General features: G+C 63.5%; 16 protein-coding genes. 12 read left to right on the top strand and 4 right to left on the bottom strand.

Annotated features, from left to right (window positions below; all coding sequences use genetic code 11):
- Window positions 1-235: 235 nt before the first annotated feature.
- From DSC91_RS22415 to DSC91_RS22405, 3 genes are read left to right on the top strand one after another with little or no spacing between them, the layout of a single operon-like run.
- Window positions 236-1459, top strand: coding sequence for an efflux RND transporter periplasmic adaptor subunit (locus DSC91_RS22415; protein WP_115780922.1), 1224 nt, complete (start codon window positions 236-238; stop codon window positions 1457-1459).
- 15 nt (window positions 1460-1474) lie between these two features.
- On the top strand, window positions 1475-4684 hold the full coding sequence (locus DSC91_RS22410; RefSeq protein ID WP_115780921.1) for an efflux RND transporter permease subunit: 3210 nt from the start codon (window positions 1475-1477) through the stop codon (window positions 4682-4684).
- Window position 4685: 1 nt separating this feature from the next.
- Window positions 4686-6203, top strand: a complete 1518-nt coding sequence (locus DSC91_RS22405) for an efflux transporter outer membrane subunit (RefSeq protein ID WP_115780920.1) — start codon at window positions 4686-4688, stop codon at window positions 6201-6203.
- Between the two features lie 209 nt (window positions 6204-6412).
- Here DSC91_RS22405 and DSC91_RS22400 read toward each other — a convergent pair whose 3' ends face one another.
- Window positions 6413-7825, bottom strand: coding sequence for a nucleobase:cation symporter-2 family protein (locus DSC91_RS22400; protein ID WP_162831452.1), 1413 nt, complete (start codon window positions 7823-7825; stop codon window positions 6413-6415).
- A gap of 1 nt (window position 7826) precedes the next feature.
- Between DSC91_RS22400 and DSC91_RS37585 the strand changes: the two genes are divergently transcribed.
- The 4 genes from DSC91_RS37585 (at window position 7827) to fghA (ending at window position 12063) form a co-directional block, all read left to right on the top strand.
- Entirely contained in the window at window positions 7827-8051 is a 225-nt protein-coding gene (locus DSC91_RS37585) for a prephenate dehydrogenase (RefSeq protein WP_162831451.1), read from the top strand.
- Window positions 8052-8250: 199 nt separating this feature from the next.
- Complete coding sequence (locus DSC91_RS22395) at window positions 8251-9768, top strand: xylulokinase (protein ID WP_115780918.1); 1518 nt, start codon at window positions 8251-8253, stop codon at window positions 9766-9768.
- Between the two features lie 257 nt (window positions 9769-10025).
- The gene (locus DSC91_RS22390) at window positions 10026-11132 is read left to right on the top strand and encodes an S-(hydroxymethyl)glutathione dehydrogenase/class III alcohol dehydrogenase (protein ID WP_115780917.1); all 1107 of its coding nucleotides are present in this window, start codon (window positions 10026-10028) and stop codon (window positions 11130-11132) included.
- A gap of 79 nt (window positions 11133-11211) precedes the next feature.
- On the top strand, window positions 11212-12063 hold the full coding sequence (gene fghA, locus DSC91_RS22385; protein ID WP_115780916.1) for an S-formylglutathione hydrolase: 852 nt from the start codon (window positions 11212-11214) through the stop codon (window positions 12061-12063).
- Window positions 12064-12205: 142 nt separating this feature from the next.
- On the opposite strand, the gene DSC91_RS22380 is transcribed toward fghA, so the two are convergent.
- Genes DSC91_RS22380 through DSC91_RS22370 form a run of 3 tightly spaced genes read right to left on the bottom strand, consistent with a single transcriptional unit; the run spans window position 12206 to window position 14923 of the window.
- The gene (locus tag DSC91_RS22380; protein WP_115780915.1) at window positions 12206-12988 is read right to left on the bottom strand and encodes a metal ABC transporter permease; all 783 of its coding nucleotides are present in this window, start codon (window positions 12986-12988) and stop codon (window positions 12206-12208) included.
- The gene (locus tag DSC91_RS22375) at window positions 12981-13952 is read right to left on the bottom strand and encodes an ABC transporter ATP-binding protein (RefSeq protein WP_115780914.1); all 972 of its coding nucleotides are present in this window, start codon (window positions 13950-13952) and stop codon (window positions 12981-12983) included. Before DSC91_RS22375 ends, DSC91_RS22380 begins: the two co-directional genes overlap by 8 nt.
- On the bottom strand, window positions 13949-14923 hold the full coding sequence (locus DSC91_RS22370; RefSeq protein WP_115780913.1) for a metal ABC transporter solute-binding protein: 975 nt from the start codon (window positions 14921-14923) through the stop codon (window positions 13949-13951). The genes DSC91_RS22375 and DSC91_RS22370 overlap by 4 nt, the downstream gene beginning before the upstream one ends.
- Before the next feature lie 424 nt (window positions 14924-15347).
- On the opposite strand from DSC91_RS22370, the gene DSC91_RS22365 reads away from it, so the two are divergent.
- The 5 genes from DSC91_RS22365 to DSC91_RS22345 all read left to right on the top strand — a co-directional run bounded on the left by DSC91_RS22365 (window position 15348) and on the right by DSC91_RS22345 (window position 20267).
- Entirely contained in the window at window positions 15348-16130 is a 783-nt protein-coding gene (locus tag DSC91_RS22365; protein ID WP_115780912.1) for an L-iditol 2-dehydrogenase, read from the top strand.
- 110 nt (window positions 16131-16240) lie between these two features.
- The gene (locus DSC91_RS22360; protein ID WP_115780911.1) at window positions 16241-17563 is read left to right on the top strand and encodes an ABC transporter substrate-binding protein; all 1323 of its coding nucleotides are present in this window, start codon (window positions 16241-16243) and stop codon (window positions 17561-17563) included.
- A 198-nt stretch (window positions 17564-17761) separates the two neighbouring features.
- On the top strand, window positions 17762-18697 hold the full coding sequence (locus DSC91_RS22355) for a carbohydrate ABC transporter permease (protein WP_115780910.1): 936 nt from the start codon (window positions 17762-17764) through the stop codon (window positions 18695-18697).
- 38 nt (window positions 18698-18735) lie between these two features.
- Window positions 18736-19569, top strand: coding sequence for a carbohydrate ABC transporter permease (locus tag DSC91_RS22350; RefSeq protein ID WP_373291895.1), 834 nt, complete (start codon window positions 18736-18738; stop codon window positions 19567-19569).
- Complete coding sequence (locus DSC91_RS22345) at window positions 19566-20267, top strand: HAD family hydrolase (RefSeq protein WP_115780908.1); 702 nt, start codon at window positions 19566-19568, stop codon at window positions 20265-20267. Before DSC91_RS22350 ends, DSC91_RS22345 begins: the two co-directional genes overlap by 4 nt.
- Window positions 20268-20288: the final 21 nt, after the last annotated feature.

Genomic DNA, 20288 nt, shown 5'->3' with positions numbered 1-20288 from the left:
ACGACCGGTTAATATCCGTCACTGTTGCCTTTCAAAACGCTCTTGTGCCGCGCCCCGACGGGCGGCGCCGTGCGGCATTTCCCCGGTATGGCGCATTTCGCTCAGGATGCCCTTGCAGGTGTGTTTGCATCCTCGGGCTTCCGGTCTGGCGTCGCAAGACGCATGTGTGCGCTGTCGTCCCCGGGGTAGGGATGCGCGCACTTTTTCATTCTCAGTCATTGACAGAGGTCGCTCCATGCGCGTCGAACGGGTTCCATTCCGCTTAATCAGTGCCGCGACGGCTGCCGTATTGCTGGCAGCGTGCGGACCAAAACAATCTGCCCCGCCGCAACAAACGCCCGAGGTTGCCATCGTCACGGTACAGCCGACTTCTGTGCCGGTCACCACCGAATTGCCGGGCCGTACCAACGCGTTCCTCGTGGCGCAAGTGCGTGCGCGGGTCGACGGCATCGTGCTGCGCCGCGAATTCACCGAGGGCAGCCAGGTCAAGGCCGGCCAGCGTCTGTACAAGATCGATCCAGCGCCGTACATCGCGGCGCTGAACAGCGCCAAGGCAACGCTTGCGAAGGCTCAGGCGAATCTCGCCACCACCACCGCGCAGGCAAACCGCTACAAGGTGCTGGTCGCGGCCAATGCGGTCAGCAAGCAGGACTACGACAACGCGGTCGCCGCGGAAGGACAGGCCGCGGCAGACGTGGCGTCCGGCAAGGCCGCGGTCGATACGGCGCAAATCAATCTCGGCTATACGGACGTGACTTCGCCGGTGACCGGCCAGGTCGGCATTTCCCAGGTCACGCCGGGCGCGTACGTGCAGGCTAGCGCGGCCACGCTGATGTCGACGGTTCAGCAACTCGATCCGGTCTACGTGGACTTGACCCAGTCGAGCCTCGACGGGCTGAAGCTGCGCCGTCAGGTGCAGGAAGGGCGCCTGAAGACGAACGGCCCGGACGCGGCGAAAGTCACGCTGATTCTCGAAGACGGCCGCACCTATTCCGAACAGGGCAAGCTGCAGTTCACCGACGTCACGGTCGACCAGGGCACCGGTTCGGTCACGATCCGCGCGATCTTCCAGAACAAGGACCGCGTCCTGCTGCCGGGCATGTTCGTGCGGGCGCGCATCGACGAAGGCGTCAATGACAAGGCAATCGTCGTGCCGCAATCGGGCATCACGCACGATGCGAAGGGCCAGCCGACCGCGCTCGTTGTCGACGCGCAGAACAAGGTCGGGGTGCGCCAGCTCGTCACCTCGTCGACCTACGGTTCGAACTGGGTGGTCGAGAGCGGCCTGAACCCGGGTGACCGCGTAATCGTGCTCGGTACCGACAAGGTGCGTCCGGGCATGACGGTCAAGACAGTTCCCGCGCCAACGCCAGCCTCCGACGCAACTGCTCAGGAAGCGCCGGCGGCCAGCGGTGCACAGACGGCGCAGGCTGCGTCCGCTGCATCGGCCGCGAAATAACAGGGAGCCTGCTTCATGGCAAAGTTCTTTATTGATCGCCCGATTTTTGCATGGGTGATCGCCATCATCCTGATGCTCGCGGGTATCGCGTCGGTGTTTACGCTGCCGATCGCGCAATATCCGACCATCGCGCCTCCGGCGGTGCAGATCAGCGCCGTGTATCCGGGCGCGTCGGCGAAGACGGTGGAAGACACCGTCACGCAGGTGATCGAGCAGCAGATGAGCGGCCTCGACCACCTGCTGTACCTGTCGTCCACGTCGGACGACTCCGGTACGGCGACCATCACGCTGACGTTCGCGGCCGGCACGAATCCGGACATCGCCCAGGTGCAGGTGCAGAACAAGCTGCAACTGGCGACGCCGCTTCTGCCGACCATCGTGCAGCAGCAAGGGATTAACGTCACCAAGTCGAGCAGCAGCTTCCTGCTCGTGCTGGCGTTCAATTCCGAAGACGGCAGCATGAACAAGATCGACCTCGCGAACTATGTCGCGTCGAACGTCAAGGACCCGATCAGCCGTCTCGACGGCGTGGGTACCGTGACGCTGTTCGGCACGCAGTACGCAATGCGGATCTGGCTCGATGCGTCGAAGCTGAACAAGTTCAATCTGACGCCGGTCGATGTCCAGACCGCGCTGCAGGCGCAGAACGTCCAGGTGGCCGGCGGCTCGCTGGGCGGTACGCCTTCGGTGCCGGGCCAGATGCTGCAGGCCACGATTACCGAGGCGACGCTGCTGAATACGCCTGAGCAGTTCGGCAACGTGCTGCTGAAGGTGAACACGGACGGCTCGCAAGTGCGCATCAGGGACGTCGGGCGCGTCGAGCTGGGCGGCGAAAACTACAACTTCGATACGCACTACAACGGCAAGCCGACAGCGGGTCTCGGCATTCAGCTCGCGACGGGCGCCAACGCGCTGCAGACCGCGAAGAACGTGAAGTCGAAGATCGACGATCTGTCGAAGTACTTCCCGCACGGCCTCGTCGTGAAGTACCCGTATGACACGACGCCGTTCGTGCGCCTGTCGATCGAAGACGTGGTGAAGACGCTGCTCGAAGGCATCGTGCTGGTGTTCCTCGTGATGTACCTGTTCCTGCAGAACCTCCGCGCGACGTTGATTCCGACGATCGCGGTGCCGGTGGTGCTGCTGGGCACGTTCGCGATCATGAGCGCGGTGGGCTTCTCGATCAACGTGCTGTCGATGTTCGGCCTGGTGCTCGCAATCGGTCTGCTGGTGGACGATGCGATCGTGGTGGTGGAAAACGTCGAGCGGGTGATGGCCGAGGAGGGACTGTCGCCACGCGACGCCACCCGCAAGGCAATGGAGCAGATCACCGGCGCGCTGGTTGGCGTGGCGCTCGTGCTGTCGGCGGTGTTTGTGCCGGTCGCGTTCTCGAGCGGTTCGGTCGGTGCGATTTACCGGCAGTTCTCGCTGACGATCGTGGCGGCGATGGTGTTGTCGGTGCTGGTCGCGTTGATTCTCACGCCGGCGCTGTGCGCGACGATTCTCAAGCCGATCCCGAAGGGCCATCACGAAGTGAAGAAGGGCTTCTTCGGCTGGTTCAACCGGACCTTCGAGACGAGCCGCGACAAGTACCACTCCGGCGTGCACCACGTGATCAAGCGTTCGGGCCGGTGGCTCATCATCTACCTGGTGGTGATCGTCGCGGTCGGTCTGCTGTTCGTGCGTCTGCCGAAGTCGTTCCTGCCTGACGAAGACCAGGGGATCATGTTCGTGCTGGTGCAAACGCCGGCCGGCTCGACCCAGGAGCGTACGGCGCATGCCCTTCAGGATGTGTCCGACTACGTGCTGAACCAGGAAAAGGACATCGTCGAATCGGCGTTTACGGTGAACGGATTCAGCTTCGCGGGCCGCGGCCAGAATGCCGGTCTCGTGTTCGTGAAGCTGAAGGGCTACGCCGAGCGCCAGCATACGAACCAGAAGGTGCAGGCGTTGATCGGCCGGATGTTCATGCACTTCTCGTCGTACAAGGACGCGTTGGTGTATCCGGTGAATCCGCCGTCCATTCCGGAACTGGGCACGGCATCGGGGTTCGACTTCGAGTTGCAGGATCGGAGCGGTCTGGGCCACGCGAAGCTGATGGAAGCGCGCAACATGCTGCTTGGGATGGCCGCGAAGGATCCGCTGCTCGCGCAGGTGCGTCCGAACGGCCTGAACGATACGCCGCAGTTCAAGATCTCGATCGATCACGAAAAGGCGTCGGCGTTGGGCGTGTCGCTGTCGGCAATCGATCAGACGTTCTCGATCGCGTGGGCCTCGGTCTATGTGAACAACTTCCTCGATACCGATGGCCGGATCAAGAAGGTGTACGTGCAGGGCGATGCACCGTTCCGCATGAATCCGGAAGATCTGAACAACTGGTACGTGCGCAACGCATCGGGCGGGATGGCGCCGCTCAACTCGTTTGCGTCCGGCAGCTGGACATATGGGTCGCCGAAGCTCGAACGCTACAACGGTATCTCCGCTGTCGAAATCCAGGGCGCGGCAGCCCAGGGCAAGAGTACCGGCCAGGCGATGGGAGCCATGGAAGCCATCGCGGCGAAGCTGCCGGCGGGTATCGGCTACGAATGGACAGGTCTGTCGTTGCAGGAACGCCAGTCCGGTTCGCAGGCGCCGATTCTGTACGGTATTTCGATCCTCGTCGTTTTCCTGTGTCTCGCCGCGTTGTATGAAAGCTGGTCGATCCCGTTCTCGGTGATCATGGTGGTGCCGCTCGGCGTGGTGGGCGCACTGCTGGCCGCTACGCTGCGTGGGCTCGAGAACGACGTGTTCTTCCAGGTGGGTCTGTTGACCACGGTGGGGCTGTCGGCGAAGAATGCGATTCTGATCGTGGAGTTCGCCCGGGAACTGCAGCAGGGTCAAGGCATGGGGCCGATCGAGGCCGCGCTGGAAGCGGCGCGTCTGCGGTTGCGTCCGATTCTGATGACTTCGCTTGCGTTCATTCTCGGCGTGATGCCGCTCGCGATCAGTAACGGCGCGGGCTCGGCCAGCCAGCACGCGATCGGTACCGGCGTGATCGGCGGGATGTTGACGGCGACCTTCCTCGCGATTTTCATGATCCCGATGTTCTTCGTCGTGGTCCGCGCGAAGTTCGGCGGCGAACAGGAAGACCCGGATGCAGCGCTCGAACACTACAACCAGCACCATCCGCGTGATCCGCAAGGCGGCGCGTCGGACGGTAACGGCTCGGGCAAGGACGGACATTGAGATGCAAAAACACTCTTTGATTGCAGTGGCGGTTGCGCTGTTCGCCGCGGGTTGCACGATGGCGCCGAAGTACCATCGCCCGGATGCTCCCGTGACGGCGACCTTCCCGGCCGGCGGCGTGTACGACACGCAGCCGGGCGCGGCGGGTGGCTCGCGTACCGCGAACGGCCAGGCGGCCGCCGATATCGGCTGGCGTGATTTCTTCGTCGATGCGCGTTTGCAGCGGCTGATCGAAATCGCGCTGAAGAACAACCGCGATCTGCGCGTGTCGGTGCTGAACATCCAGGCATCGCAGGCGCAGTACCGGATCACGCGTGCGGCGCTGTTCCCGACGCTGGACGCCGCGGCGTCGCAAACCAAGCAGCGCACGCCGAAAGATCTGTCGTCCACCGGCCTGACGATCAGCAACACTTACTCGGTGGGGCTGAACGCCTCCTGGGAGATCGACTTCTTCGGGCGGCTTCAGAGTCTGAAGGATCAGGCGTTGGCTCAATACCTCGCTACCGCTCAGGCACGCAAGGCCGCGGAAATCTCGCTGGTCTCGCAGGTGGCGAATCAGTACATGACGGTGCTCGAGCTGGACGATCTGCTGAAGGTTACGCAGAACACGCTCAAGACCGCGCAGGAGTCATACCGGATCACCAAGCTGCAGTTCGACAACGGCACGGGTTCGGAACTGGACCTGCGGCAGGCGCAAACGGTAGTCGAGCAGGCGAACTCTAACCTGCAGTCGCAGGCGCGTCTGCGGGCCCAGGCGGATAACGCACTCGTGTTGCTGCTCGGCGAGCCGTTGCCCGACGATCTGCCGGCCGGCATGTCGCTGGACAATCAGAACCTGCTGACGGATGTTCCGGCGGGTCTGCCGTCCGATCTGCTGACACGTCGTCCGGACATCATGGAGGCCGAGGAGAACCTGCTTGCGGCCAACGCGAACATCGGCGCGGCGCGTGCGGCGTTCTTCCCGAAAGTCTCGCTGACCGGCAGTTTCGGCACGCTGAGCCCGACGCTCGGCGGTCTGTTCAAGCCGGGTTCGGCAGCGTGGAGCTTTGCGCCGTCGATCACCTTGCCGATTTTCGAAGGCGGCGAGAACAAGGCCAATCTCGACCTCGCCACGGTGCAGAAGAACATCCAGATCGCGACGTATGAAAAAGCGATCCAGACGGCCTTCCGCGAAGTGGCGGACGCGCTGGCGGCGCGTGGCACATACGACCAGCAGATCCAGGCACTCGAGCGCAATACCTTTGCCGAACAGCGCCGGCTGGATCTGTCGAATCTGCGTTATACGAACGGCGTCGACAGCTATCTGTCGGTGCTGACCGCGCAGACCGATCTGTATACCGCACAGCAGTTGCTGGTGACCGCGCGCATGCAGCGTCTGCAGAACCTGGTCACGCTGTACCAGGCACTCGGCGGCGGCTGGATCGAGCGGGCCGGCGAGCAGCCGCGTCCGGCCGATGCACCGGTCGATTACGGTGCGGCGAGTGCGCCGGCGGCGGCTTCGGCAGCGACCGCGGGTTGAGTCTTGTAGCGGCAGGCGCGTAGGGCGGTTTTCGGCTTCAGCGAAGCCGTCCTGTGTCGCCGGTAATAAAAAACGCCACGGCATGCCGTGGCGTTTTTTTGTTGGTACTCAGGTCAACCCGGATCGACTCAACCGGGATCGGCCCAACTCAGCTCAACACCCGCGCTCAGCGCAATCTCTGCCGAACCGCGCTGCGTGCAGTCCGACGCTCAGTGCAGATCCACCGCGCGCAGCATCTCATCGCCGCCCGTCGACTCAACACCGCCGCGTCCGTCGAAATCATGTCCGGCCTTGCGAATTTCGCACTGCGCCTTCTTCTCGCTCTTCACGCCGTTGAAGATCAGGTTCAGCACGACCGCCGACACCGACGCCAGCAAAATCCCGCTATGCAAGAGCGGCGACAACGCCGGCGGCAGCTTCGAGAAAAATTGCGGCGACACCACCGGCACGAGACCCATGCCGATACTGACCGCGACGATGAACAGATTGTGGTGGTTCTTCACGAAGTCGACCTTGGCCAGCACCTTGATGCCGTTCGCCGCGACCATGCCGAACATCACGATGCCCGCACCGCCGAGCACGAAGGCCGGCACCGAGGCCACCACTTGCGCCATCTTCGGGAACAGGCCCAGCAGCACCAGGATCACGCCGCCCATCGCGCAGACAAAGCGGCTCTTCACGCCCGTCACGCCGATCAGGCCGACGTTCTGCGAGAACGAGGTGTGGGGAAACGAATTGAAGATGCCGCCGATCAACGTGCCCAGACCGTCGACGCGCAGACCGCGCACCAGCGTCTTCTGATCCACCGGACGATCGACCATGTCGCCGACCGCGAGGAACATGCCGGTCGATTCGATGAAGGTGACGAACATCACGGTGACCATCGTCGCGATCGCGAGCGGATCGAAATGCGGCAGGCCGAAGTGGAACGGCATCACGATGCCGACCCACGGCGCGTGCGTGACGCCGTCCATGTTCACGCGGCCGAGCGCCAGCGCGATGATGAAACCCGCAACGATGCCGAGCAGCACCGAGATATTGGCGAGGAAGCCCTTGGCGAATTTGTTGATCAGGAGGATCAGCATCAACACGAGGAGCGACAGGCCCAGATAAATCGGGTTGCCGTAATCGGGATTGCCCACGCCGCCGGCCGCCCAGTTGATGCCCACCTCCATCAGCGAGAGGCCGATCACCGAGATCACCACGCCGATCACCACCGGTGGGAAAAAGCGCAGCAGCTTGCCGACCGCCGGTGCGAGAAGGATGCCGATCACGCCGGCCGCGATCGTCGAGCCGAAGATGTCGAGAATGCCGAGCGACGGATTGGTGCCGATCGCGACCATCGGACCGACCGCCGCGAACGTGCAGCCCATGATGACCGGCAGACGGATGCCGAAGATCCACAGTCCGAGGGTTTGAATCAGCGTGGCGATGCCGCAGGAAAACAGGTCGGCGCTAATCAGGAACGCGATCTGGTCTTTCGGCAATTGCAGCGCCGCGCCGATGATCAGCGGCACCGCAACAGCGCCTGCGTACATCACCAGAACGTGCTGAATGCCGAGCGTCAGCAACTGGCCCGCGGGCAGTCGCTCGTCGCACGGGTGAACCGTGTTCGATTGCATTTTGTCTCTCTCCACCATCTCGTTTTGGGATGGCTCCAAGGTATGCGGAACGAAAAACTGCAACAAGACCACTGGAGCCTATTCCGGCATTCCCGGCGACGATATGGATGAGACCCGTTTGAAAGGCAAAAGAAATGCGTGCGCCGCACAAATCGGCCGTCAGCCCCATGCGGCGGCGATGGGCGTTCACGTACCGCGCGCGCCCGTGGTGACGGGTTATGTGTGAGAATCAATGAGGTGTATCTCGCTCGACGCATAGTGCTGTTTTTGCGCGGCTCGCGGCGTGGCGGGGTTAACCCGCGATTCCCGGTTTTCAGCGTGCATTCGGGCGCGTTTCCGGAACCGTGCAGCAGTGATGGAAAATACGCCGTTCCAGGCACCTCTCGCGTGCTTATTCCCAGGCTCAAATTGACGTCCTATCGCCCATGAGTTTTCTTGGCATCGACCTCGGCACCGGCTCCCTCAAAGTGGCAATCGTCGACGAAAGCGGCTGCGAACAGGCAGCGGCGAGTGTCGCGTATGCACTCGAAACGCCGCATCCCGGATGGGCCGAAATCTCGGTGCAAACCTGGTGGCGCGCGCTGTGCGACGCGGCGGCGCGTTTGCCCGACGGTTTGCGCCGTGAAGTGCAAGCAATCGGCTTCTCCGGACAGATGCACGGCGTCGTGTTGATCGACGCCGATGGCGAAGCCGTGCGCCCCGCGATGCTGTGGCCCGACACGCGTGCGTTGGGCTGGCTCGATCAGTGGCCCGAGCCGCAGCCGAATCCGGTTGCGCCAGGCATGGCCGGTCCGTTGCTGCGCTGGATCGTGCAGAACGAGCCGCACTCCGCGCGCAAGACGCGTTGGGCCCTGCAGCCGAAGGATTGGCTGCGCGTCGCGCTGGGTGGAGCGATTGCAACCGATCCTTCCGACGCCTGCGCGACGGCGCTCGCCGATCCTGCGGGCGTGTGGGATCGGGCGTTGCTTGAGCGGCTCGAATTGCCGAACGAATGGTTTGCGCCGCTTGCCCCTTCCTATGCGGCGGGCGGTGTTTTGTCGCAAAACGCTGCGCAGGAACTGGGCCTGCGAGCCGGCATCGTGCTCGCGATTGGCGCCGCCGATACGCCCTGTGCCGCCCTCGGCAGTGGTCTCGCGAGTGACGGCGACGCGTTGCTCACCACGGGCACCGGTGGACAAATCGTCGTGCTCGCCGAACACGCGCCGCAAGCGGTGAGAGGCTTGCATCGCTATCGAGCCGCGAGCGATCACTGGTATCGGATGGCAGCGATGCAAAACGTCGGCGTCGCGCTGGAGCGCGTGCGCGGCTGGCTGTCGTATGAATGGGTTGATGCTTATCGTGATGCGTTCGGCGATGCGACGAGTGCTGCGATCGGCAATGCATCCAGCCGTCTCGCCGGCAACGCATCGGATGGTGCCCTTGGCGAGACAACAGCCGCTATCGCCAGCGCCGAAGCAGGGCTCACCTTCCTGCCCTACCTCACCGGCGAGCGCACCCCGTGGCTCAATCCGGCCGCACGGGGCGGCTGGCTCGGTCTTGCGCTCGACCACACACGCGGCACGATGATGCGCGCCGCATTCGAAGGCGTCGCGTTCTCGCTGCGTGCCGGCCTCGATGCGATCCGTGCGAGCGGCGCGACGGTGACGAGCCTGAAACTCGCGGGCGGCGGTTCGGTCGATGCGCGCTGGCGGCAGTTGCTCGCCGACGCGCTGAACGTCGATCTGTATGCCGTGGATTGTCCAAACGCGGCGCCGCGTGGCGCGGCTATCCTCGGTGGATTGGCGGGCGGGCATTGGCACGCGAGCGACCTCGCCGCGCTGGCGCCGGGTGCGACGCGTGTTGCCGGACCGCAAGGCGACGCGGCGCTCGCCGAACGTTATGCGCGTTTTCTCGATCTGTATGGCCGCGTCGAATCATGGTTCGGCGAAACGCCGCTTCGCTGAGCAACGCGATGTCAGCTACAGACAATGCCGCGACGCACTTTGCAATACCATGACGGCTTTCGCACGCTAAGGTAGAGGCCGGCGAACGATGCCGGGCGGCAACGACACCGTCCGTCCCTGGTCCGGCACACGAAATAATTGCATAGCCGAATAACTGCTTGACCGAATAACTGCATAAGCGAACCGCGACACCGGCACGCCGCACGATATCTCAGCGCGACGCGCCAGGCATTCACAGACTCACAGGAGCATTCACGATGAAAACCAAAGCAGCAATCGCATGGAAAGCCGGCGCCCCGTTGACGATCGAAGAAGTGGATCTGGAAGGCCCGCGCGCCGGTGAAGTCCTGATCGAAGTGAAAGCGACGGGCATCTGCCACACCGATTACTACACGCTCTCCGGCGCCGATCCTGAAGGCATCTTCCCGGCGATTCTCGGCCACGAAGGCGCGGGCGTGATCGTCGACGTGGGTCCGGGCGTGGGCACGTTGAAGAAGGGCGACCACGTGATTCCGCTGTACACGCCGGAATGCCGCCAATGCAAATTCTGTCTGTCGCGCAAGACCAATCTTTGCCAGGCGATCCGCTCGACGCAAGGCCGTGGCCTGATGCCCGACGCCACCTCGCGTTTCTCGCTGGACGGCAAGCCGCTGTTTCACTACATGGGCACCTCCACGTTTTCGAATTACATCGTCGTGCCGGAAATCGCGGTCGCGAAAGTGCGTGAAGACGCGCCGTTCGACAAGATCTGCTACATCGGCTGCGGCGTGACGACGGGCGTGGGCGCGGTCGTGTACTCGGCCAAAGTCGAAGCGGGCGCGAACGTGGTGGTGTTCGGCCTGGGCGGCATCGGCCTGAATGTGATCCAGGGTGCGAAGATGGTCGGCGCGGACAAGATCATCGGCGTCGATCTCAATCCGGGCCGCATTGAGCTGGCGAAGAAATTCGGCATGACCCACTTCATCAACCCGAACGAAGTCGAGAACGTGGTCGACCACATCGTGCAACTCACCGACGGCGGCGCGGACTATTCGTTCGAATGCATCGGCAACACCAAGGTGATGCGTCAGGCGCTGGAGTGCACGCACAAGGGCTGGGGGCAGTCGTTCATCATCGGCGTGGCGGCGGCGGGCGAGGAGATCAGCACGCGTCCGTTCCAGCTGGTGACGGGCCGCGAGTGGAAGGGCTCGGCATTCGGCGGCGCACGCGGCCGCACGGACGTGCCGAAGATCGTCGACTGGTACATGGAAGGCAAGATCAACATCGACGACCTGATCACGCACCGTCTGCCGCTCGAGCGCATCAACGAAGGCTTCGATCTGATGAAGAAGGGCGAGTCGATCCGCTCGGTCGTGCTGTACTAACGCGGCACTAGTGCGCAACCAATGCGTCACTGATGCGTCGGTGACGCATCAGTGAGCCGGCACAGAAAGGAGCCTGTCGATGCTTGAACTATTGTCCTCGCATGCCTGCCACGGCGGCGAGCAGCGGATCTACCGGCACGACTCGCAGACCGTCGGTCTGCCGATGCGCTTCTCGGTCTATCTGCCGCCGCAGGCTTTGCAGGCCAACGCGAATGTGCCCGCGCTGTTCTACCTCGCCGGGCTGACTTGCACCGAGGAAACCTTCCCGATCAAGGCGGGCGCGCAGCGCTTCGCGGCGCAGCACGGCATCGCTCTCGTCGCGCCGGACACCAGTCCGCGCGGCGCGGGCGTGCCGGGGGAAAGCGCGGCGTGGGACTTCGGCGTGGGCGCGGGCTTTTACGTCAACGCGACGCAGCAGCCGTGGGCGAAGCACTACCGCATGTACTCGTACGTGCGCGACGAACTGCGCGAAACAGTGCTCGCGAATTTACCGCTGGACGGTGCGCGTCTGGGCATCTTCGGGCATTCGATGGGCGGTCATGGCGCGTTGATGCTGGCGCTGCGCAACCCGGAGATCTATCGGTCGGTGTCGGCGTTCGCGCCGATCGCCGCGCCTTCGCAGTGCCCGTGGGGCGTGAAGGCGTTCAGCGGGTATCTAGGCGAAGACCGTGAAGCGTGGCGGCAGTACGACTCGAGCGAGCTGGTCGCCCACGCGCCGCGCAAGTTCGCGGAGGGGATTCTGGTCGATCAGGGGCTGGCGGATCAGTTTCTCGCCGAGCAGTTGAACCCGGATGTGTTCGAAGCTGCGTGCAAGGCCGCGGGACAGCCGCTGACCTTGCGCCGTCATGCGGGCTACGACCACGGGTACTACTTCATCTCGACGTTCATCGAGGATCATCTCGCCCATCACGCGAGCGTGCTGCTCGGTTGACATCCCGCACGGCGATGGCGGCGGCACGCTGATGTATTGCCGCCATTGCCGGATCGTTGCCAACGGCGAATGCGACAATGTGACCATGGAGCCGGTACGCTCAGTTAGCCGCTCAACGTACCAACACCGCTTCAACGCCGCTTCAACGCCGGCGCAGCAAACTCCCGCCATACACCAGCGCCGACAGCACGGTGATCCAGAAGCTCGTCGGCCAGTCGGTATAGAACGCGAGCGTCAGACCGAGCCACGCCTGCACCAGCGCGAACACGGCGGCGAGCACGAGCCCGGTCGAGAGCCGCGTCGTCATGTTTTGCGCGGCGGCGGCCGGCCCCACCATCAGCGTGAACACCAGCAGCACGCCGACAATCTGCGTGCACGCCGCCACGGCAAGCGCGGCAATCGAGAGAAACAGCACCGACATCTTGCGCAGCGACACACCTTTGGCTTCCGCCAATTCCGGCTGCAACGAAGCAAACAGCAAGGGTCGCATGATCGCCGCGAGCGCCAGCAAACTGATGACGCCCAACGCCGCCAGCACGCCGAGCGTCGACGCATTCACGCCGAGCACGTTGCCGAACAGCAGCGCAGTGACCTGGGTCGCGTACGCGGTGAAGAAGTGCAGGAACAGCAAGCCGAAACCGAGCGACAACGACAGGATCACGCCGATCGCGACATCGCGCCCGGCCAGTTTCTCGCCGAGCGCGCCCATGCCGACGCCTGCTGCAAGCGTGAAGCCGATCATCCCCCAGATCGGCGAGATGCCGATCAGCACCGCGCCGGTCGCACCCGTGAAGCCGACGTGCGAGAGCGCGTGACCCGCGAAGGTCTGCCCGCGCATCACCAGAAAATAGCCCACCACGCCTGCCAGCACCGCGACGATCCCCGACGCCGCGAACGCGTTCACCATGAAATCGTATTCAAACATCGTGCTTGTGTCCGTCGCGTGAGTCGTGCTGGTGTGAGTGGCTGTGCGCGCCACCGTGGTCGTGCGAATGGGCATGCCCGTGCGAGTGCGAGTGGCCATGGCCGCCGTTCTCGTCGTGTTCGTGCTCGTGATCGTGTTTTTCGACTTCGACGTCGCCCGACATCACGAAGATGCGGCCGTTCACGCGCATCACGTCGATCGGCGAGCCATAGAGACGCGACAGTACCGGCTTCGTAATGACTTCGTCGACGGTGCCGAGCGCGGCGACGCCGCTGCCGAGATACAGCACGCGATCGAGCGCGTGCAGAAGCGGATTCAGTTCATGCGCCGAGAACAGCACGGCGATGCCGAGTTCCTGCTGCACGCGCCGCACCAGTTCCACCACGCTCTTCTGATGATGCGGATCGAGGCTGATCAGCGGTTCGTCGAGTAGCAGCAGTTTGGGGTTGCCGAGCAGGCATTGCGCGAGCAGCAGACGCTGCCGTTCGCCGCCCGACAGTTCCGACAACGGCCGCTCGGCCAGCTGGCGGCCGCCCACCAGATCGAGCACCCGTTCGACATCCGCGCGGGTTTTGCTGTCCGCATGGGGCAGGCCCCAGCGGTGTCCATCGGCGGCCATGGCGACGAAGTCGCGGCCGCGCACGCGGCGCCCGGCCAGCGCACTGCGAGTCTGCGGCATATAGCCGATCGACGCGTTGCCGCGTTCCACCGGCTGCCCCAGCACGCGGATCGCGCCGCTCGCGGCCGGCACGAGGCCGAGCACGGCGCGCATCAGCGTGGTCTTGCCCGCGCCGTTCGGCCCGAGCACGCCGATGAATTCGCCCTGGTTCACCACGAAGCCGGCGTCGCGCAGAATCGTGCGGTCGCCGAGTTCGAGCGTCACGCGCTCGAGTTCGAGCACGGGCGAGTTGCCGGGTGCGCTGGTTGATACGTCAGCTGGCGTGCTGCGGCCAGTTTCGGTCATTGGGTTTTTCCTTTGGCAGTGGCCGCCGCCGCATTTGCTCCGCCCGCATCGGCCGCGCCCAGCGCCGTGCCCAGCGCGTCGAGCTGCGTCAGCATCCACGTCTGATAGGTCTTGCCGGCCGGTTCGGTTTCGGTGACGCTCAGGGTCGGCACCTTCGATTGCTGCGCGAGCTTCAACATGCGTTTGGTCAGGGCCTCGGTTGCCTGGCTGTTGTAGATCAGAACGCGCACGCGCTTTTCGCGCAGATCGCGTTCAAACGCGGCGATATCGGCCGCGCTTGCTTCAGTGTCGTTCATCGTCGCCATCTGGAAGCGCAGATTGCGCATCGAGAGGCCTACCGCGTCCGACATATAGCCGAACACCGGCTCGGTCGCCGTCACCGGTACACCGGCGTAGCGGCCATGCAGATCGGCGACTTTGGCGTCGATGGGTTTCAGCGAATCGAGAAACTTCGCGAGGTTCGCATCGTACGCCGACTTGTGCGCCGGGTCAGCCGCGACGAGCGCCGCGCTCACGGCGCGCGCCACTTTCGGCATGGTGGCCGGGTCGTACCAGAGGTGGGGATTATCGCCGCTCTTCTTGCCGGTCAGCTCGGCGGCAACGATCGTCGTGCGACTCGAGCCCTTGGACGCGGCCAGCAGTTTCGCCATCCACGGATCGTAGTCGGCGCCGTTGTAGACCACAAGGCTCGCATGTTGCAAGGCGCGCGCCGTCTTCGGGCTGGCTTCGAACAGGTGCGGGTCCTGATCCGGATTGCTGAGGATGCTCGTCACGTCGACGCGCTCGCCGCCCAGCTGCTGCACGACGTCACCATAAAAGTTTTCCGCTGCCACCACCGGGATTTTCGCATCCGCGGCTAACGCGCCTTGGCTGAGCGAGACAGCAGCAGCGACCGCCGCGCCCATGGCTACGGTCTTCGACAGCTTCAGCGCACGGCGCGCCCCGTTCAACATCGAGCCGAATTTCTTCATCGTTGTGTCCTGCTGCGTGAGAGTTGAATGAACTGCAAACCTTGTGAGCGGCGCGCTTCGGCGTTCATGGGGGCGTTTGCGCCGCCGTTCATGCCTGCGTACCGGCGATGCCGCGCGCAGGTCGTTGCGCCGCTGAAGCTGAGCGAGTTCGAAATGATATAACGTATCTCGAATTTTTGTCAGCGACTTGAGCAGAAAGCAGATCGGCGGTCTTCGATTTCTCATATTTATGCCGATCGAGGCCGGAAGAGGGGGCGTGGCGGGATGCGTGGCGGTCCTGACGCGCTGCACCATCGAAATCTGGTCGAGCGCCTTGACATGACCCGGTCCGTATCCGATCATTCGATCACTAACAGAGCAATTGTTCGCGCAACGAGCGTTCGCTCACCGCGCCTCAAGAAGCGAAACGAACCGGAGACAGGCAGTGGCGGCACGATTGCAAGACAAGGTGGCCATTCTGACGGGCGCGGCAAGCGGAATCGGTGAAGCCGTGGCCCGCCGCTATCTGGACGAAGGCGCGCGCTGCGTGCTGGTCGACGTCAAACCGGCGGACAGTTTCGGCGACGCGTTGCGCGCCGCTTATGGCGACCGCGTGCTGACCGTCAGCGCCGACGTGACGCGCCGCGACGATATCGAACGCATCCTCGCGAGTACGCTGGAGCGCTTCGGCCAGGTCGATATCCTGTTCAACAACGCGGCGCTCTTCGATATGCGCCCGATCCTCGATGAATCCTGGGACGTGTTCGACCGCCTCTTCGCGGTCAACGTGAAGGGCATGTTCTTCCTGATGCAAACCGTCGCGCGGAAAATGGTCGAGCAGGGCCACGGCGGCAAGATCATCAATATGTCGTCGCAAGCCGGGCGGCGCGGCGAGGCGCTGGTGTCGCACTACTGCGCAACCAAGGCCGCCGTACTCAGCTATACGCAATCCGCAGCGCTCGCCCTCGCGCCGCACCAGATCAATGTGAACGGCATCGCGCCGGGCGTCGTCGATACGCCGATGTGGAAAGAAGTCGACGCGCTCTTCGCCCGCTATGAAAACCGGCCGCTCGGCGAGAAGAAGCGCCTCGTCGGTGAAGCGGTGCCGCTCGGCCGCATGGGGGTGCCGGACGATCTGACCGGCGCCGCGCTGTTTCTCGCGTCGGCGGATGCCGACTACATCACCGCGCAAACCCTGAACGTCGACGGCGGGAACTGGATGAGTTGAGCGAATAGCAGCGTGGCCGAGCCGAACCCGCTTGACCCACCCGCCTTACCGATCGTCATTTTCGTAGAACAAACGCAGCATCACATAACGTACGAGAAAGGAGACAACACATGAAACCTGCTACCCAATCCGCGCTGAAGGCGCTCAGTGCCGGCGCGTTTGCATGCTTTGCGCTGAGCGCGTCAGCGGCGACGGTGACCATCGCCACGTTGAACAATCCGGACATGATCGAGCTGAAGAAGCTCTCGCCCGCCTTCGAGCAGGCGAATCCGGATATCAAGCTCAACTGGGTGATTCTCGAAGAAAACGTACTGCGTCAACGCGCCACCACCGACATCACGACCGGCAGCGGCCAGTTCGACGTGATGACGATCGGTGCGTACGAAACGCCGCAATGGGGCAAGCGCGGCTGGCTCACGCCGCTCACCGGCCTGCCCGCCGATTACGATCTGAACGACGTCGTGAAGACGGCCCGCGACGGCCTCTCCAGTGGCGGTCAGTTGTACGCGCTGCCGTTCTACGTCGAAAGCTCGATGACGTATTACCGCAAGGATCTGTTCGCGGCGAAGGGCCTGAAGATGCCCGATCAGCCGACCTACGAACAGATCGCTCAATTCGCCGACAAGCTCACCGACAAAGCCAACGGCATCTACGGCATCTGTCTGCGCGGCAAGGCCGGCTGGGGCGAAAACATGGCGTACGCGACGACGGTGGTGAACACCTTCGGCGGCCGCTGGTTCGACGAAAAGTGGCAAGCGCAACTGACCTCGCCGGAATGGAAGAAGGCCATTTCGTTCTACGTCGATCTATTGAAGAAGGACGGCCCTCCGGGAGCAAGCTCGAACGGCTTCAACGAAAACCTCACGCTGATGTCCTCGGGCAAGTGTGGGATGTGGATCGACGCAACGGTGGCAGCCGGCATGCTCTACAACAAGCAGCAGTCGCAGATCGCCGACAAGGTGGGTTTCGCGGCGGCGCCGACGGCGGTCACGCCGAGGGGTTCGCATTGGCTGTGGGCGTGGGCGCTGGCGATTCCGAAGTCGTCGAAGCAGGCTGACTCGGCGAAGAAGTTCATTGCGTGGGCCACGTCGAAGCAGTACATCGAGCTGGTCGCGAAGGACGAAGGCTGGGCCTCGGTGCCGCCGGGAACGCGTCAATCCACTTACGCCCGTCCTGAATACAAACAGGCTGCACCGTTCGGCGACTTCGTGTTGAAGGCAATCGAAACGGCGGATCCGGATCACCCGACGCTCAAGCCGGTGCCGTACACCGGTGTGCAGTTCGTTGGCATCCCTGAGTTCCAGTCGTTCGGTACCGTGGTCGGTCAGAGCATCTCCGGCGCGGTTGCTGGTCAGATGTCGATCGATCAGGCGCTGGCAGCCGGCCAGGCGACCGCGGACCGCGCGGTGAAGCAGGCCGGCTATCAGAAGTAAGCCGACCTGCCGGCACTGGAATGTAACGTGAAACGCGCCGGCTGACGCCCGTCAGCCGGCTCACGCAGCACAGCGGGCCGTCCTCGCCACTGACTCGTCACCCACGCGCCGCGACTTCGCATGGCGTCGCGGTGAGTGATGCGGCTAAGGCGGTGGCTTCGCCGGACGGCCCGCGCATTACCGAACAGGTGGTCAATCATGCGTCCTCTGCGCCTACCTCTCATGCATGCCCATCCCCAGACAGAAAAAGAACGCGAAGTCCGCAAAGCCAATTCCGCCCGCTGGCTAGTCTCGCCCTCCGTCGCAGTGCTCGTGCTGTGGATGGCGATTCCGCTGGCGATGACAATCTGGTTCTCGTTCTCGCGCTACAACCTGTTGAATCCGGATCTCAAGGGTTTCGCCGGGTTCGACAACTATAAGTTTCTCGCCGGCGATCCATCGTTCGGACCGTCGATCGGGCACACGCTCGAACTGATCGTCTCCGTACTGGTGATCACGGTGGTCGGCGGCGTGCTGATGGCGATCCTGTTCGACCGTAAGTTCTACGGTCAGGGCATCGCGCGGCTGCTGGCGATCGCGCCGTTCTTCGTGATGCCGACGGTCAGCGCGCTGATCTGGAAGAACATGATCCTGCATCCGGTGTACGGCCTGATTGCGCAGGGCATGCGCTCGATCGGCCTGCAGCCGATCGACTGGTTCGCCGACTATCCGCTCACGGCCGTGATCATGATCGTCGCGTGGCAGTGGCTGCCGTTCGCGTTCCTGATTCTGTTCACTGCGATCCAGTCGCTCGATCAGGAGCAGAAGGAGGCGGCGCGCATCGACGGCGCAGGGCCGTTCTCGATGTTCTTCTACATCACGCTGCCTCACCTGAAACGGGCGATCGCGGTGGTGGTGATGATGGAGACGATTTTCCTGCTGTCGATCTTCGCCGAAATCTATACGACCACGGGCGGCGGCCCGGGCACCGCGACCACCAATCTGTCGTACCTGATCTATTCGCTGGGCCTGCAGCAGTTCGACGTCGGTCTCGCTTCGGCGGGCGGCATTCTGGCTGTCGTGCTGGCTAACATCGTGTCGTTCTTCCTTGTGCGGATGCTCGCGAAGAACCTGAAAGGGGAGTACGAAAAATGAGCCACGTTGCCTCTACCTCTGCGTCGGGCGCCGCGCCCATGAGCGTGCCGGCCAAGTCGCCGTTCGCCGCGATTCGCCGCGGGATTCCCGGCGTGATCGCCTGGCTGGTCGCGTTACTGCTGTTCTTCCCGATCTTCTGGATGACGATCACCGCATTCAAGACGGAGCAGCAGGCGTATTCGTCGTCGCTGTTTTTCATCCCGACGCTCGATAGCTTCCGCGAGGTGTTTGCGCGCAGCAATTACTTTTCGTTCGCGTTGAATTCGATACTGATTTCCGTGGGCGTCACGGTGTTGTGTCTGATTCTCGCCGTGCCGGCTGCCTACGCGATGGCCTTCTTTCCGACGCGCCGCACGCAGAAAGTCTTGCTGTGGATGCTGTCGACCAAGATGATGCCGTCGGTCGGCGTGCTGGTGCCGATCTATCTGCTGTGGAAAAACAGCGGCCTGCTCGATACGGTGTCCGGTCTGGTGATCGTCTACACGCTGATCAATCTGCCGATTGCGGTGTGGATGTCGTTCACGTATTTCGCTGAAATTCCGCGCGACATTCTCGAAGCAGGCCGGATCGACGGCGCGGCGACGTGGCAGGAAATCGTCTATCTGCTGATGCCGATGTCGCTGCCGGGGCTCGCCTCCACCGCGCTGCTGCTGGTGATCCTGTCGTGGAACGAAGCGTTCTGGAGTATCAACCTGTCGAGTTCGAACGCCGCGCCGTTGACTGTGTTCATCGCGTCGTATTCGAGTCCTGAAGGCTTGTTCTGGGCCAAGCTCTCCGCTGCCTCGCTGCTCGCGGTCGCCCCGATCCTGATTGTCGGATGGCTGTCGCAGAAGCAACTGGTGCGCGGCCTCACCTTTGGGGCGGTCAAATGACCGCAGGCACGACGGTAGGTCATTTCGCGCTGATCTGCGATTGCGACGGCGTGCTGATCGACAGCGAAGCCGTGGCGGCGCGCATGCTGGTGCACGAACTCGAAGCGCGCTGGCCCGATGTCGACGTCGAGCCGGTGGTGCTGCCGCTGCTCGGCTTGCGCATCGAAAAGGTGTTGCAAGGCACGGCGGCGCAACTGGGCAAGAGCCTCGGCGCCGAGGATATCGAGGCCATCCGCGAAGCGGTGGAAGCGGCGGCGATGCAGGCGCCGGCGGTCGTCGGCATCGAGGCTGCGCTGGCGCAGGTGCCGCTCACCAAGGCATGCGCGAGCAACAGTTACCGGCCGTATGTGGAGAACGTGCTGGCGCGCACGGGCCTCGCGAAGTTCTTCGGCAGCCGGTTCTTTTGCGCCGATGCGGTGCCGAATCCGAAGCCCGCGCCCGATGTCTATCTCGCTGCCGCGCGTGGTCTCGGCCTTGCGCCGTCCGCGTGCCTCGTGGTGGAGGACAGCGTGACGGGCGTGACGGCGGCGACGGCGGCGGGCATGACGGTGCTGGGCTTTATCGGCGGCGGCCATGCGAGTGACGCGCAGATCGACGCCTTGCATGCGGCGGGCGCGCGCACCGTATTCGACGACATGCTGCAGTTGCCGGACCTGGTCGCGCAATGGACGCTGAGCGCGACGGCAGCGACGCCGTAAGCGCTGGAGGTCAAAGCAAAT

This window comes from Paraburkholderia caffeinilytica, assembly GCF_003368325.1.
In the GTDB taxonomy this organism is placed as follows: domain Bacteria; phylum Pseudomonadota; class Gammaproteobacteria; order Burkholderiales; family Burkholderiaceae; genus Paraburkholderia; species Paraburkholderia caffeinilytica.
This window is presented reverse-complemented; position numbering and strand designations above follow the sequence as displayed.

Coding starts and splice junctions, on each gene's coding strand:
- DSC91_RS22405 (WP_115780920.1), top strand. CDS start 4,686: ATGCAAAAACACTCTTTGATTGCAGTGGCGGTTGCGCTGTTCGCCGCG.
- DSC91_RS22350 (WP_373291895.1), top strand. CDS start 18,736: ATGAGCGTGCCGGCCAAGTCGCCGTTCGCCGCGATTCGCCGCGGGATT.
- DSC91_RS22415 (WP_115780922.1), top strand. CDS start 236: ATGCGCGTCGAACGGGTTCCATTCCGCTTAATCAGTGCCGCGACGGCT.
- DSC91_RS22390 (WP_115780917.1), top strand. CDS start 10,026: ATGAAAACCAAAGCAGCAATCGCATGGAAAGCCGGCGCCCCGTTGACG.
- fghA (WP_115780916.1), top strand. CDS start 11,212: ATGCTTGAACTATTGTCCTCGCATGCCTGCCACGGCGGCGAGCAGCGG.
- DSC91_RS22395 (WP_115780918.1), top strand. CDS start 8,251: ATGAGTTTTCTTGGCATCGACCTCGGCACCGGCTCCCTCAAAGTGGCA.
- DSC91_RS22370 (WP_115780913.1), bottom strand. CDS start 14,923: ATGAAGAAATTCGGCTCGATGTTGAACGGGGCGCGCCGTGCGCTGAAG.
- DSC91_RS22410 (WP_115780921.1), top strand. CDS start 1,475: ATGGCAAAGTTCTTTATTGATCGCCCGATTTTTGCATGGGTGATCGCC.
- DSC91_RS22375 (WP_115780914.1), bottom strand. CDS start 13,952: ATGACCGAAACTGGCCGCAGCACGCCAGCTGACGTATCAACCAGCGCA.
- DSC91_RS22380 (WP_115780915.1), bottom strand. CDS start 12,988: ATGTTTGAATACGATTTCATGGTGAACGCGTTCGCGGCGTCGGGGATC.
- DSC91_RS22345 (WP_115780908.1), top strand. CDS start 19,566: ATGACCGCAGGCACGACGGTAGGTCATTTCGCGCTGATCTGCGATTGC.
- DSC91_RS22360 (WP_115780911.1), top strand. CDS start 16,241: ATGAAACCTGCTACCCAATCCGCGCTGAAGGCGCTCAGTGCCGGCGCG.
- DSC91_RS22355 (WP_115780910.1), top strand. CDS start 17,762: ATGCGTCCTCTGCGCCTACCTCTCATGCATGCCCATCCCCAGACAGAA.
- DSC91_RS22400 (WP_162831452.1), bottom strand. CDS start 7,825: ATGCAATCGAACACGGTTCACCCGTGCGACGAGCGACTGCCCGCGGGC.